Origin of the sequence: Methanobrevibacter sp. (assembly GCF_045220775.1) — an archaeon.
In the GTDB taxonomy this organism is placed as follows: Archaea; Methanobacteriota; Methanobacteria; order Methanobacteriales; family Methanobacteriaceae; genus Methanocatella.
Map to the genome: position 1 here is coordinate 1 of NZ_JBGUWC010000167.1, position 14,858 is coordinate 14,858.

At 36.9% G+C, this 14,858-nt stretch carries 14 protein-coding genes; all 14 read right to left on the reverse strand.

Annotated elements, in window-relative coordinates:
* On the reverse strand, positions 1–1,040 hold a 1,040-nt coding region (locus ACJROP_RS10680), incomplete at its 3' end, for a hypothetical protein (RefSeq protein WP_406535452.1).
* A 97-nt stretch (positions 1,041–1,137) separates the two neighbouring features.
* The gene (locus ACJROP_RS10685) at positions 1,138–1,677 is read right to left on the reverse strand and encodes a hypothetical protein (protein ID WP_406535453.1); all 540 of its coding nucleotides are present in this window, start codon (positions 1,675–1,677) and stop codon (positions 1,138–1,140) included.
* 100 nt (positions 1,678–1,777) lie between these two features.
* A complete protein-coding gene (locus ACJROP_RS10690) occupies positions 1,778–2,737 on the reverse strand; it encodes a hypothetical protein (protein ID WP_406535454.1) in 960 nt (319 codons plus the stop codon).
* Between the two features lie 83 nt (positions 2,738–2,820).
* Positions 2,821–3,843 (reverse strand): XkdF-like putative serine protease domain-containing protein, encoded by a 1,023-nt coding sequence (locus ACJROP_RS10695; RefSeq protein WP_406535455.1) that lies wholly within the window; start codon positions 3,841–3,843, stop codon positions 2,821–2,823.
* 77 nt (positions 3,844–3,920) lie between these two features.
* Positions 3,921–4,106: a DUF6808 domain-containing protein gene (locus ACJROP_RS10700; RefSeq protein ID WP_406535456.1), complete on the reverse strand. Its 186-nt coding sequence runs from the start codon at positions 4,104–4,106 to the stop codon at positions 3,921–3,923.
* A gap of 53 nt (positions 4,107–4,159) precedes the next feature.
* Positions 4,160–4,480, reverse strand: a complete 321-nt coding sequence (locus ACJROP_RS10705; protein WP_406535457.1) for a hypothetical protein — start codon at positions 4,478–4,480, stop codon at positions 4,160–4,162.
* A gap of 105 nt (positions 4,481–4,585) precedes the next feature.
* A complete protein-coding gene (locus ACJROP_RS10710; RefSeq protein WP_406535458.1) occupies positions 4,586–5,005 on the reverse strand; it encodes a DUF5675 family protein in 420 nt (139 codons plus the stop codon).
* A 28-nt stretch (positions 5,006–5,033) separates the two neighbouring features.
* On the reverse strand, positions 5,034–5,240 hold the full coding sequence (locus ACJROP_RS10715; RefSeq protein ID WP_406535459.1) for a hypothetical protein: 207 nt from the start codon (positions 5,238–5,240) through the stop codon (positions 5,034–5,036).
* Entirely contained in the window at positions 5,200–5,505 is a 306-nt protein-coding gene (locus ACJROP_RS10720) for a hypothetical protein (protein ID WP_406535460.1), read from the reverse strand. Before ACJROP_RS10720 ends, ACJROP_RS10715 begins: the two co-directional genes overlap by 41 nt.
* A gap of 132 nt (positions 5,506–5,637) precedes the next feature.
* A complete protein-coding gene (locus tag ACJROP_RS10725) occupies positions 5,638–9,594 on the reverse strand; it encodes a hypothetical protein (protein WP_406535461.1) in 3,957 nt (1,318 codons plus the stop codon).
* 1 nt (position 9,595) lies between these two features.
* A complete protein-coding gene (locus ACJROP_RS10730) occupies positions 9,596–12,562 on the reverse strand; it encodes a hypothetical protein (protein ID WP_406535462.1) in 2,967 nt (988 codons plus the stop codon).
* A 9-nt stretch (positions 12,563–12,571) separates the two neighbouring features.
* Entirely contained in the window at positions 12,572–14,008 is a 1,437-nt protein-coding gene (locus tag ACJROP_RS10735; RefSeq protein ID WP_406535463.1) for a hypothetical protein, read from the reverse strand.
* A complete protein-coding gene (locus ACJROP_RS10740; RefSeq protein ID WP_406535464.1) occupies positions 14,008–14,499 on the reverse strand; it encodes a hypothetical protein in 492 nt (163 codons plus the stop codon). Before ACJROP_RS10740 ends, ACJROP_RS10735 begins: the two co-directional genes overlap by 1 nt.
* Positions 14,499–14,852, reverse strand: coding sequence for a hypothetical protein (locus ACJROP_RS10745; RefSeq protein ID WP_406535465.1), 354 nt, complete (start codon positions 14,850–14,852; stop codon positions 14,499–14,501). Before ACJROP_RS10745 ends, ACJROP_RS10740 begins: the two co-directional genes overlap by 1 nt.
* Positions 14,853–14,858: the final 6 nt, after the last annotated feature.

A 14,858-nucleotide genomic window follows, 5' to 3' on the forward strand; every position in this document is an offset into this window, starting at 1 on the left:
GTATTGATAGTCCAATTATTCATTGTTGCGTCTTTAACAAACGTACCAGATGTTGTTTGAACACCGCTTGTCCAATTGCTAGTGCAATCAGTTGCTGATATGTCTGTAGCAAGACACTTGATATAGTTAAGGCTATAGCATAGATAAAACATCTGGCCATAGCAACCATCCGTTAATATTGGGGCAGGTAAATCTGGCGCTATTTCAAGGCTTGAACACCTTTCGAACATATAACGATAACAACTAGTTGCCAACGTTGTAGCAGGAAGTTCAGGTGCATTAACAAGGTTTTCACAATGATAGAACATACTAAAATAACACTGACTTGCCAATTCTGTAGAAGGTAGTGATGGTGCTGTTATTAAATTGTTACATTGTTGGAACATTCCTCTAAAACAGCCTAGTCTTAATCTTGTTGGTAGTATTAGATTTTCAGCAGATGTTAAACCAGAACTTGCCCTAAATAAGTCCTGAAAATAATAATCATTTGGGACAATTCCTCTTTCAATATATTCAATGAAATTATCTCCATAAACCAATGACATAACATTACCATATGCTTCATAACTTCCAGTTGTGTTAAATGTTCCTACACCATAAGGAAAATTGAATCTTAAATCTGTTGCCTTGAACATAATGGTATCTCCACTATTTATCGTAACAGAATTGCTAGGAGTTAAACTTGACCATGTTGAACCATTATCAAGAGTATATTGAATTGTATTAACTCCTGGAATTATCTCGCCATTACTGTTGTAAGAAACAAAAGAAATTCTGTTATTATCAGAAAAACTTTTAAAAGTGAGATATTGCGTTGGAAAACCTTCTTCCAAAATACAAATGGTATCATCAGTATCAGTCCATCTGTATATTGGCTCATGCCAACCACAATCTGGCGATTCATAACGTTTGACTACAAGTGGCATTGGGTCAGATGAGTCTCCAGATATCGAATATTCATTGGGATATGTGGGAGTCCATTCACCATCACCAACCTTTTCGTATCGTTGATATAGATAGTATGATGTAAATCTTGACATTATCTTTGATATTTACAATAAACATATCCTGAACACAAAAAATGGGAAACACCAATAAGGCATTTCCCATATTTTCATAAGAACAAATCTAATTCAATTATTCACCCTTAACGTCTGCAATAGCCTCAGCAGAAAGAGGCATAGCACTCTCTGTTACATTTGCTGAAAGCGTTACAGCAATACCGTTGGTATCACCACCACCACTTAAGGTTGCAGTTTCAGCCTCAAGACCAGTCAAACGACCAAGGGCAAGCCACTGACCATCAGCAGTTACAACAACTGCGAAATATCTACCAAGTGAAAGAGCATCAAGTGCATCCCTCATACAAGAATCATACTGACCACTGACATTGAAAGTAAGGGTATGTGTACGATACTTGTTACCATTGTCCTCAACCACCAACTCATCGGTGAACTCAACAGAATCCTTTGCAGGTTCTATATGATAGAACGTAGCACCGGATGCAAGGGTAATTGCAGTAATCTCTGTGCATGCTTCGTTAACAGTGTCAGTGTAAGCAGTTAATGCAGTGGTCACTTCTGAGAAGTTGGCAAGATATATATCTTTAACCTCAGGAAGACTGTAACCGCAAAAAGTTGTGCGAAGCAAGTCTCTATTTAAACTACATAAAGCCATATTCTTTTATATTTTTTTACAATTTATTTTTCTTTTGGGAATGGGAGAAAAACCCATCAATAAGTTCTCTCCCATTTATATAGTAGACAAATGAGCCAAATTACTCTGCGCTATTGTCAGCGAACAACTCAGGCATAATCACACCAACTGCAATGTTGCTGATTGCAAGCACTCTGAATGCATTGTCACCAGTGGTGTTGCGCATGTCGATAAGTTTGTACTCCAGATGACTGTCAAATGTGTCATAGCCTAATACAAGGTTTCTTGCTGGGCCGAACAAGATGTAATCTTTGCTCTGCATGGTTGGAACAACCTCATAACCATAAACGAAGATACGACCATCGTTTCTTGCATAGTTGCTGAATACAGCACTTGTGCTATTTGGGCAACATGACTTACCCAATGCAACTTCCAACAGACGAACATCCTGATGGTTCATGAAGATTTTGTAACCCTCAGTGTCAACCTCATAAGTGCCAGCATTCTCAAGACCAGCCATAACAACTGCTTCAACTTGTTCGACAATGTTGTCAACGGTAAGTGCGCTTGGTGCTTCAACATGAGCAGCCCTAGAAGCCTTCACAATCTTCTCAACGCCATCAGTTGCAGCGATATAAGCCTTTGAAGTTCCAGTGTAATCTTCATCACCCTTCCAGAAGATTTCTTGATACTCCTGAGACATCTTTCTGCGAAGTTTGTCAAAGTACCATTCTGCGAAGGTCTGAGGAATGCCACCTCTTAGACTGATTTCAGTTTGGTCTACTAAGAATGTGTTCCAGAAAACATCATAACAGTTCTCTTGGTTCACCTTAATTGCAACTGGCTCGATGAAACTTTCAGCAAGGCTTGCTTCACCAGCAGGGGTGAAAGGACAAGTGTAAAGTTGCCAAACATCACCAATTTCACCAGAATACATTTTCATCTTACCCTTAACACCATCCATAAAGGTTATACCGTATTGGCGAAGGTCGATATCATAAATATCTTTGGCGAAGATATCCTGAGCTTCCTGACCGCAATAGGAAAGTCCACTTACTTCAATAAAATTAGATATTGCCATAATTTCTTTTTATTTATTTTAATTATTTTTTTTTATATTTATTTTACATAAACATATGTACGTTTTTGTTGCTAGCGTATGTATTAGAGCATGCTGCGCATTTTCTCCCTCCAAGCAGTATATGTGTCACCTGCATTTGGCTTTGCATTGGGCTTGATTGGGTTGGCTGACGGTTGTTTCTCCAAACCGCTAATCTTCTCTTGAAGTGATGCATTGCTCTCCTTCAATGCCTTAATCTCATCATTAAGATTCTTGATAAGTTCTTCAAGTGGATTTGGTTTCGTTTCCTCTTCAACTGGTTCTTCAACAGAAGGCTCATTTATAGGCTCACTGACAGGTTCTTCTTCAACAGTTGGTTCATCTATAGGCTCTTCAACAGTTGGCTCAACCTGAGGCTCTTCAATGGGTTCTGTTGGGGTCTGTTCCTCCAATTCACTTTCCATTGTTTCAATCTGCTCAGTTACCTCTTCCTCTGAAAGCAATTCCTCTTCCTTTTTAGCATTGAATGCTTCACTTAAAATGGACTTTAGTTTTGTCCAGAAATTCTCCTCATTTGTTTCAATCATAGTATTATCTTGTTTATTAAATAATTCTTCAACCCCTAACACACATTCCAGTGAAAAACCTCTTAATTCTCCAGACGTTATCCTCTGCCAAATGTCATTGGAATTAACATAATAAGTTTGAAACCATGTACCTACTGGTATTTCTCTTGAAAATCCCAAGGATAAAGACTTATCATAGGTTAAATCAGTCTTTATCCACTGTTCAACCATATATATACCATCCGCATCTTCTTCATGCTGCAAGGTTACGTTCTTTTGTCTGAAATCCTTCATGAATTTCTTTGACATAGATTCAATTGCATCAGCACTAAATACTATATCGTATTCCTCGCCATCGGCATCCCTTCTATAAATCGGTTTGTTTGGAATAGCAACAACACCCGTAATCATGTGTTTCTTCTCATCAGCAAACTTCTCAACAATGGGCTTTTCTTCTTTGAAAGCAACAAATAACTCTTCAACTGCTGGGTCTGTTACCAATGAACAAGCAAAAGCCTCGCTATTCTCTGCTGTTACCAAATATCTCTTTCTTTTAGACATATTTTTTTTCCGTTTTTCAATTATTTTTTGTATCTTTGCAGATATATATAATTAACATACTTTATTTGGAAATACGCCTAAAATGTATATGACACACCAATTCCGATATAAGGCTCAAATTGTTTACTTTTGAAACCATAGCCATAACCACCTTGCACTCCTATTGCCCATTTCTTTGCTTTCTGACGCTTTGTAATTGTTTTGGTGATAATTTCCTTGTCCTTGATATTATAGCCCTTCAAATCGAATCTAATTGAGTCCAATTTTGGGAATGAATCACCATCAACTGACCAACCAGATATTGAAGCATTGTATGTTATCGTATCACTCCCAATGGGTAGTGTTTTAGAGTAGCCTTTTTTTTTAATGTCACCACTCTTGGTATTCGTTCTATACTGTCACCCTTTGCCAATTTGTATAATGTATCTCGCTTGACTATCGTCTCATATCGATATACTGGCATAGTATCTGTAACCGTTCTTTCGAAAAATACTGTGTCGCTATAATAAACAGTATCAACCTTTTCAACTGGTTTATTTTTGTAGATGTCAATTAATTTCGGGGCAGTAAATCCAATTGCCCATATGATAAGGGCTAATCCAAATAATAGCCCCAGTGTTTTTGTTAAGTCTTTCATAGTTTTTACATTTTAGTTAAGTTAGTAATGGGCTGATATTCGCCTATATCAGCCCTTAGTCAGTCCAATGTTGCAAGGTAGCGAGTAATGCCCAGTGGTGCCTGATTATATTTTGTATGTTGAATAAATCTTTATATCAATCTTTTCTCCATTTCTATTGGCATTATCGAGCATTTTATATAGTTTTTCAAATGCTTGTTTGGAGTTAAGCACCTTGCCCTTCTCCTTATTATATCCAACTATTAAGCATCCTGATGAATCCTTATCAGTATTCCCTATATGAATCAATACACCATCAAAACCTTTAACACTGGTAATTCTTGGTAATCTTCCACCACAAAAATCTTTATAATACTTTTTCTTTGAAAATCTTGGAGATATAACATTCATTGTCACCTTATAATTGCCTTGGGGTATTGCTGTTTTATCCTTTATCTTCTTTGACCTTATTTCATCCAGCGTCATTGAATCTTTTAATCCCCTATCGGCATCCTCCAGTGTATCACACACATAAGTTCCATCCACATATAGATGTCCAATTGTGTACTGACTATTAGTGAAAATCCTCTTTAGACTTATCTTCATCCTCAATTTCTTTTAAATAATAATGGTTTTCCAAACAATCCCCTCCATAAATGACTGAGCCATAATTTGTATTATTTGACCAGAAATTATAGCCATCAGGGGCAACATATATAAACACTCCATCATAGGGAGTTTTATGCTTCAACTTCTGTAGTTCTGCTTCTGTCAAAATCATAATGTTTTCTTTCAAATCGTTTTATTCGTTCATCAATGTTGGCTTCAAAATGTATCATCTGATTTTTGATATAGCCAGTAATGCCGAAGAAAGCAAGTCCAGTGGCTAACAAGGTTGCACCAGCAGATACCACCTCCAAGCCAATTGTCATTGTTAAAATAAAAGCAAGAAAATACAATACAATGGCCGCCCATATAAGCAATGTACCATTTATCAATTGCATCTTTTCCCTGATTGATATATTACTCCAAGTCTCCTTGTTCATTGTTTTCTTTTATATAAACATATGGATAAAAAAAGAGAACGTACAATTTTTGTACGTTCCCAATTAAATGAATAATAATTGTTAATTCATTTTTTTATACGGAGATTTAGCACTATCTTTGCAGTGGGTAAATTACAATCCTGCAAGAGTTTGCACCCTCCTGACATCATCTGCCTTATTCATGATTTCAGTGACCTCAACATAGATTGGTCTTTCGTTATACTGTTCCATTGCTGTCAGGATTCTGTCATTGATGTTAATATCATTCCTTAACGATGGTAACTGACCACCATCAGCAAAATATTTCTTTGACATATTCCTGATTGACTTTGGCTTGTCAGCATAGAACTCAATAAGGTCAGACAAATCAACCCTTCTCTTTTTTGAATTGATGTAATCAAGCAAATCAACGTTCTTTGCTGTGGTACGCTTGTTTGTGATATATTCACCACCTTCGACTTCTGCTGAACCACCAAGCACCTTTATACCGCCTTGTCTGTGAGACTTGCCTTGAAGAACACCACCATCAGCATACTTTGCTGCCTTGACTGCTGCAATCTGTGCTGCTCCAACTGCTGTTGCTGCTGCAATCATTGGAATAGCTGGTATCGGCCAATTGTTAACTGCTGCATTGCTTATTGCAAGGGCTGCATTGATGATTGCTGTGGTAATTGCCTGAGATTTCTTTCTCTTGTCATTTTCATCATCAAGTTTCTTTTTCTTTGCATCAAGTTTCTCTTGTTCCTTCTCGATTCGCTTTTGTTCTGCAAGAGATTCCCTTTGCGCTTGCATCTGAGCATTGAGCTGGTCTATCAAATGTTGTCTTCTGTCACCCCTTGCCGTTGCAAGTTCATCTTCAATTGAATTAACATCATCAGCATATTTCTGTGTGATTTCTTTTTGGTATTCCAATTGGTCTTTCAATGCATCAGTTTCGTCTTCCAATGCTTCCATTTGCTTCTCAAATGCTGCATCATTTATTTCGCCAATTGACTGAATTACTTGCGTTGCAACCTGACCTAATTGTTGAACCCATTGATTTATGCCATTCCACCATTCTTTCCAAGATTCCTTCTGCTTTTTTCCAATTTCTTTCATGGTTTCATCAGCAGCCGTTGCCATTGCATTTAAGTTATCCTTTACAATGTTTGCATCCTCTTCGCTGATTAAACCCTGAGACCTTTTCTTTTCATTTAGTGATAAAGCCTGTTCAATTTCATATTTATAGGTCTGAACATCGTCTAAAGCAGTTTTGTAGTTCTCTCTTAATTTCTTTAAATTAAAAGTTCCCCAATCATTATACTCAGGTTGTAATTGAAGTTTCTTATCAAATTTTTGTTTAAATTCATCAAATACTCTGAGGCGTTCATCGAAGTATTCTTTATTTCTATTTTTTGACCTTTCCAGATAATCTTTTTCAGCATCTTCTACTTTTGACTGATATTCGATTTCAATTGCATTGATTTTGGCATTATATGATTCCCAAACTTTGGCATTGTTTTCAGCAATTACCTTATTATTTTCCTTAATCTTTGCAATTTCAGACTCTGACATTCCTGAGGTTATATCAAACTCATTTTGAAGCCCTCTATCTCTTTCTTGTTCAGCAGCATCCTCTTCCAACTTTTTTTGTTTTGCAATGGCCTCCTTCTGTTTTTCAAGTATATTTTTATTGAAGGTATCAAAATTCTTTTCGCCTTGTTCATAAAATTTATCCTGCAAATCCAGCCTATAAATAAAACTATCTTTCAAAGACAGATTCATTCCTTCCAGATAACCACCATCTGCTTCAATAAGTTCATTTCCGAACCTTCTCCAAATATTGATGGTTGGTTGTAGCCTTTCCTCAATATCCTTAATAATCGTATCAAGTTCCTTATCAATATCATCAGCACTTTCAGATAAGGTTTCACCAAACAACTCATTATAAAATTTGATAATCTGTTGCTTTGCATTAGGAACACCATTCTTCATCTGATTTAACAAACCATCATAAATAATTGATGCATCCCAATCGCTGCTTTGAATAAATTCTTTATATTGTTTAAGTGTTTCAGTATCGAATAATTCTGGTTGTGCTGATTTTGCATTATTAAATTTTTCAAGTGCCCTTGCTGCTCTATCTGCATACTGTTCAAGTTCATCAATTTGGGCAGATGTTTCCTTCAAAGATAATTCCTTTGAATATTTATCAAAGAGTTCCTTTCTTTGCTTTGCATATTTTTCATCCAGCAACTTAAGTTGCTCTTCAACCAAAACACCGCCTTTTCTGATTGCCCTTGCTTCTTCCTGATAAGAAATATCAATCTGTCTGAGGTCTTTAGCCAAACCATCCTTCATTAGATATAGTCTGGTATCATTGATTCTCTTCCAAGCCTCTTCTGTTGCTTTTTCGACTTGTTTTGAATTATCCTTAATCTTTTTCTCTCTTCCACCACCGACACCCAAATCAACGAGTTTCTTCTGTGCTTCTGCTGCCTTTTTACCAGCCTCTTCAGTTTTCTTGCCGAGTTCTTCGATGGCTGCTGCATTTTCTTTTAATTCATTTTCAACCTCCCTTAAATCTTCTGCTGCTTGTGCTACAGCAGGGCCGCCAAAAAATCCACCGTTTCTGTCGAGAAAAGCTTCTAACCTCTTCTGCTTCTCAAGTAATACCAGATTCTTTGCATATAGGTTAGCTTGTGCTGCTGCATAAGCCATCGTTTCAGCCTCAGCCCTAACACTTTCAAGGTAGGCTGGAGACATCTTTATAAGAAATTCTTTTAGGTCTTTTACATCCTTGATGTTTTTGTTGTGGATGTCATATTTCTTTGTAACCTCTTCAATAAGTTGTTTTTCCGCTTTCTTTGAACCATTAAATTCATCAATCTTTCTGATGTACCCATCAAGTTCAACTTTAGCCTTTGCATATGCCTGAGCACCAGCTTCGAATCCATCCATATTCTTATTGATGGTGTTCCTCATATTTTCGACTGACTTCTTCATTTTGTCGAAGGCTACAGTAATGGCAATAATGGCTGCTGCAATACCAGCGCCACCCAGTAATTTCAGTGATGTAGAAAGTATCTTTACACTCTTTGATGCTGCTGCTGCTCCCTTATCAACTTTTAATAATTTTGCAGCAAAGGCATCTACTGCTGTATTACCCTTTGAGAGTAGCAAACCGATACCTTCTTGTGTCTGCATCTGCTTGTTAATTGTTTCTATGCCTTGAAGTACATTTTGTAGTGCAACCAGTTTCTGTATGCTCTTTTCAATTGCAGAATCATCAAGACCAAATAGTGCGCTTAAACCTTGACCGACACTTGCAAGGGCTGTAATACCCTGCATGGTGTCAAGCAAATTATCCATTGCAGCAGATGACACCTCAACATCTTTCAGCGTTGAATTGAGTTGTTTAACGGCACTGTTAAGTTCATCATATTCTTTTGTTCCTTGCTTACCATTGAGTGCCATTGATTTTAACTCGTTATTAAGTTGTCTGGATGCATCCCTTGCACTTTCAAATGTTCGTTCTGTCTCACCAACCTTAATAACAATCTTCTGCATTCCTTCGGCAACACCATTGGCATAGTTACCAACGTTTCTAGAAAACGTTCCATATGATGCTTCAATATCTTTAAGTTTTTGCGTTAACTCATTTGCTTCTGTTGCCCATTGTTTGAACTGGTCACCATTGATGTCAACTGTCTGCATTGCTGCTTTAAGGTCATGGAGTTGCGCCTTCATACCTTGCATGGTATTAAGGTTATTGACACCACTCTTTAGGTTATCTTGCGCTGCAAGACTCTTTGCAATGGTTTGGTATTCTTTCAGTTCCTCCTTTGCATGAAGAAGTTCTTGATATTCAGCCTTTTCACTGGCTGCAACCTTTTGATGCAGTTCATCAATCTTCTGCAACATCTTTGCTTCCTCATCAAGTGCTTTGGCATTGCTGCCACCACCAGATGCTGATACGCTCACATTCTTCTTTGCAAGCGCATCAATCCTTTTTTCAAGGGCATCCAGTTGTTTATTAAGGCTTTCAACAGCATCAACGCTTTGTTGAATACCATTTATTACAATGTAATATTCTTTCTTGCCATTCATTTTAATTTACTTTTGCCAACATAGTTATTTCTGTCTCATTTGAGTTTGTAGGGTCGTAACCATTTATTTCTGATGGAATATATAATGACGAATCAAAATGAATCAATGCCCCATTCTTTAACATATTCCATTCATCTGGTGTTATATGGGCATTCACCTTTACATAGTTTGAAGAAATATACGGTATGAAGTTGAAATAAGACAATAGACTGTTCTCGTTTGTCTTATAACTCAAATTCAATTTATTACCACCTATTTCAAGACTATTTGAAGGAATATATATCTGAATACTTTCCTTTGGCATACTGGCTAACATCACATAAACGAAATTAACCTTCTTTGGCCTAAACCATAGTCTTTGTGTCAGTGAATAACCATCATGCTTCATTGATTCCTCATAATCGTAACCATCAATCATATACGAATAGTTTGATATAACTGGTATTCTCAATGTTTCTTCTGTTGCATCATCTTGTGTACCAGCTGAATCTACCTCATACCAAGTGAAATTATCGTACCAAGTATAAGAGAATGGAATGCTGACATCTGACGTTGCTGTGACATATGTATCATCATTAAGCACTATAACTGTATATCCAGAATCACCATATTTCTCCCAATCAGGTTCATTCATCATCGATGGAGGTTGCACTGACTTCTCAAATCCCCATTCATCAGTGTTTATCTTATATTGCACTGACATTGACTTTGGGTAATCAATGGCAAGTGCTTCTGCTTCATCTGAATTAACCCTATTATCAAACTCAATGGCATAATTACCCTTTTGTGCTGCAATGTTCATTGCCTTATCAATCCAGACATTCTTTCCATCTTGAATAATTGAAAGGTTAAAAGCCTTCTGAACACCATCAATGAATGAAGATATTGTTGTTTCATCATTAAGGAAGTTTGAAAGCCTTAAATCAACGTCAAATTGAGAAGGTGAGTTATAACCATAGTCCTGAGATTTAAGATAATCGTATGATTTTGGACTTGCTGCTGTCACCTTTAAGTTAACAGAAGTTGTGGTTGAATAATGCACTGGTGTTCCAAGTGCTGTATTCAATCCCCTATGAACCTCAAATAACTCCAATATATCGTTCTTATATAGATATACCATACAGCTTAAACTACCAGTCATTCTGTTATTTGAACAAGAGAATGATGTTGCTGGTGCTTCATTATATTCATTGGCATTGAAAGTTGTTGCTGATTGAACGATTGTTCCATTGCTCCCAATAAGTTTGTTATATCCTGATTGATTGTAGAAAGAACCATTCTTGTCAGCAACTGATTTACTCCAACTGTAGCCATTCTTCATGACAGCAGGGCAACCACCACCCATTGAACTGAATCCACAAATGAATGCTGGTGATACTGCTTGGTCATAAGCCATCAAGTCATTACCATTGTAGACATAGCCATAATCATTGCTTGTGTAGTTTCTGCTTGAAGTTGAAGATGCACCCCTTCTTCTGCCACCAAGACCAGTGTTGCCACCACTTCCACTTCTGCTTCCACCTTCTGTTGAACCGCCACCACTTTGATTGTCAGTGTTTGGATTGTCAACTGATGAGCCAGCAAAGTTACCATGCCCTCTATATTGCCCAGAGTTTGACACTGTAAGGTCATTCTTCTTTGTGGGCAATTGGCTGTTATACGGGTCTTGATGTGGGAAACAAGTTAACCATTCAACGACATTTGATGTTCCATTGTAGTTGGTAGATTGTGAAGGGTTGCCATTAACATATTTCTTGTTATTCTTTCCCTTTATCAACTCAATGTTATCTTCATAGTTCCTTACCAACTGTATTTCAACTGGTGTAACCTCATTTAAACCAACAGCCATTGTGACATCCTTAACCTCAATGTCATTACCACTTCCATTATTTGTAATCACATTCTGTCCAAAGGTTAAATTACCAGTAGTGTTAAGTTGTGTTGAAATGGTCATATCAATTTTATAAAAACCATCAGCAGGAATGACAATACACTTCTCATTTGGGTCATATAGGTAACTGTCACTTGTGCTTGTTGCGCCACTTGCCAATAGGTCAGAGATATAAACGTTCTGGTAGTTCCATGCTTGCACTGTTTTATCATTTGCAAGACCACCACCAAACTGACCCCTACCATTCCATACCTCAAAATATGGGAACTTTAGTTCTTGCTCATATGGTGTTCTATTTTCTGGAGTTGTGTAAGTGGTTGTCAGTTCTATTGAACCCAATCTTGGATTTCCCAAGTTATATACTGGCTGTTGCTCTGATGAAAGATTGGTAGACATAAACACTTCCTTAAGATAAGGGTCAGAGAATACGTTGCCACCAACATTATAGCCCTTCCACTCAAAGGCTTTCTTGATTGTTTGCAGCATATTCAGTGAAGGATAGAATGATTCAATCCACCATTTATTATATTTATCCAATACAAACTTGCTGGTATACTCATTTCTTACCTCATCCCTTGTCTTTGGGTCTTTCTGAAATGCACCATAACTTACCAAAGGAAAGCATACTTCCTTGTCGTTAAACTCGTTATAGTAGTTAATTGAAGATGCACCATCGAAAGGCTTGTACCAAGGAATATCAGCCAACACAGCATCGCCAAATATCTCATCCAGACTAAATATCTTAACTGATACCAGATTAACGTTATAATGTTTATCCTTATAGGAGTTAAGTGTTAGTGTTCCATTAAATATCAATTTGCCATCAGCATATACCTCAGCATTCCAACGCTTATTGAACTTATTGACCTTTGACAAGTTGTTTGCATAGTCAAATATCCTATCATTGTTAGGCGTTGAAGGAATGTCGAAGGAAAATGAATATTCAGCCTGTGTTGAAGATATTCTTGTAGGGTCATAGATTGTCCTATTGAAGCGCATATTCAATGATTTCTGCGATTCAAGTTCCAGTCTTTCACCATTTACGAATAACTCAATATAATGTTGTTTATATATCATAGTTCTTTATTAAATTAAACTTGGCTCTTGCGAGTAGTGATACCTCACAGTAGCCTGATAAATATTGTTGTTGTCAGTCTCTTCAACGCTCACTGATTCAAGTATAATGGCATAGTTCTGACCATTTATTTCAGTCCATACCTCTGGAGATTGAATAAGGTCATTATAAACCCATTTACCATCTTCTTCGAATAAGTGTGACCTTAATGTTACCTGATATTCAACATCATTGTCATAAACCTTTTCAAGTTCATTAACTGGGTCAGTATAATAGTCAAATATATTCTTCTGATAGGTCTGCAAGTTCAATTCCCTTGTTTCAGTCTTTTGTCCAGTTAGGTCAACGAATGATATACCACCGTATGAATTTCTCCATAGTATTCTTTGGCAATACTCTGTCATTTGTACTGGCTTAATAACATTGAACCTTATAGTTTCATCGCCAAATGCAACATCAATGTAGAAGCAATTTCTCATGATGCTTTCTTGCAACTGCAATTCCTTGTCAATCAGCCTTGTTGATGAATAGATATTAGTCCATTCCTGAGTTTCAGTGTATACGGTATTATAGGCTGAATCCCTATATGTAATGGTAATAGTTCCACCACCTTCATTGCCCCTATAGAATGAAATGGGAATGGTTGGTTTATAAAGATATAGAATGGTGTTATTCATTATTGGGCTTCTTGCTTGTCCTCTGCTAAAGTTCATCGCATATTGCCAATATGTGTTATCAAGATATTTCTGACCCTGATTAACCATATAGCCTTGTGCAGCATAATTTGTTGTTATTTCACCAATCTTTGAATATATGCCATCCTTAATCGAAGAGATTGATAGTGTATAAGGCTTTGCCTTTCCAATCTCTGTGAATGTGTTAAGTACTGGTGTTACATTAAACGCTGCCTCACCATTGTAGAAGTTCTTCTGGAGCGTTGTTACATACTCACCATCATTTAGTACATCCACACCAATTTGAGAGCCATACAAGTCACTAAATGACGTTCCATCAGTAATTGTAACAATGCACACAACACTGGATATGTTGGTAGTGAATGAACTTTCGTTCACAAGGCTACCAGCAGCCTTTGCAGTAAGTGTCACAGTGCTACCAGAGAAGTCAACGTTGAAGTTTGCAGCAATGGTTGGACAGTTCCTTAATGCCCTTACAATTGAAGCGTTTGTTGATTCATTTGTTGGGGCTATATAGAAGTTCTTGTTTATGGCTCTTGATGGGTCAACGACATTTGTGATTGTCTCTCCCATTATGGTTATATACCAGAGTCCATCTTCCAATAATAGATAAGATTGAAGGGGAATGTTGAAGAAGAACGATATTGTTGCATACGTTCCTCCTGATTCATCACTTACCTTCAAGATATTTGGTACATCGTTGAAAGTAATGAGATTACCAGCGCCTTCAATATTGTTATAAGTTATATTCATTATGTAAAGTGTTTATCAATATCCTGAGTTATTAGTTCAAACAAATCTTCAAACCATTTTTCAATATAGGTTTCAAGTTCTGGTATCATTTTGGTTAAATCCCCATCATCAGTATATATCATGAATGGTCTTGGGGCTATTCCTCTAATCCATATTTTCTGTATAAGTATATATACGACTTGCGTTTGTGTGAGATTTCCAATTGTGATATTATTTTTAGTTACCCATTTATCCATATTATATACAAATTTGCTGAATGTTCCTGGGTAATTACCAGTTCTTTCCCATCCCCTACTGACAAATTCCCAATACGGGTTGATGGATAACCTAACACCATTTTCTAATGGCACAATCTCAATACTATCCTGCAAATCACTACCTTCAAGAGTGTTTCTTCCAGCCCTTGCATTAAAACCGTATTGCTTTATCCTATCATTCAAAATGGTTTTCATTTCATCTGCCAACTTTTTGAATGCTTCGCTTATATCCATTAGCAATTTCTATTTTTAGGTAGTTTTATTGGTTTAATATCAATATCTCCAGTATCTTCCTTGTCGATAGTGATTTCAGCATCTTGTTCTGGCACATATGGTTCGCCAAAATGTTCTTCAAGTTCGCACATATTCACTCCGTTTGGAATGGTTAAAACAATGCTTAATCTAACACCAGCATTGGATTGTTCTGAATATCTTGATAAAGTCATAATATCATAGTCGTAGACGCTCACAATTCCCTTGTATTCGTCTATATTATCTATGTACGCTAAAGTATAAAGGGCAACGTCATAACACTCGTCCTGAACGTCTAAAATGGCTTCTGGTGTGTTCTCTTTGGGGAAGCCCAATATATA

Coding starts and splice junctions, on each gene's coding strand:
- ACJROP_RS10720 (WP_406535460.1), bottom strand. CDS start 5,505: ATGAACAAGGAGACTTGGAGTAATATATCAATCAGGGAAAAGATGCAA.
- ACJROP_RS10695 (WP_406535455.1), bottom strand. CDS start 3,843: ATGTCTAAAAGAAAGAGATATTTGGTAACAGCAGAGAATAGCGAGGCT.
- ACJROP_RS10735 (WP_406535463.1), bottom strand. CDS start 14,008: ATGAATATAACTTATAACAATATTGAAGGCGCTGGTAATCTCATTACT.
- ACJROP_RS10725 (WP_406535461.1), bottom strand. CDS start 9,594: ATGAATGGCAAGAAAGAATATTACATTGTAATAAATGGTATTCAACAA.
- ACJROP_RS10705 (WP_406535457.1), bottom strand. CDS start 4,480: ATGAAAGACTTAACAAAAACACTGGGGCTATTATTTGGATTAGCCCTT.
- ACJROP_RS10715 (WP_406535459.1), bottom strand. CDS start 5,240: ATGATTTTGACAGAAGCAGAACTACAGAAGTTGAAGCATAAAACTCCC.
- ACJROP_RS10730 (WP_406535462.1), bottom strand. CDS start 12,562: ATGATATATAAACAACATTATATTGAGTTATTCGTAAATGGTGAAAGA.
- ACJROP_RS10685 (WP_406535453.1), bottom strand. CDS start 1,677: ATGGCTTTATGTAGTTTAAATAGAGACTTGCTTCGCACAACTTTTTGC.
- ACJROP_RS10690 (WP_406535454.1), bottom strand. CDS start 2,737: ATGGCAATATCTAATTTTATTGAAGTAAGTGGACTTTCCTATTGCGGT.
- ACJROP_RS10740 (WP_406535464.1), bottom strand. CDS start 14,499: ATGGATATAAGCGAAGCATTCAAAAAGTTGGCAGATGAAATGAAAACC.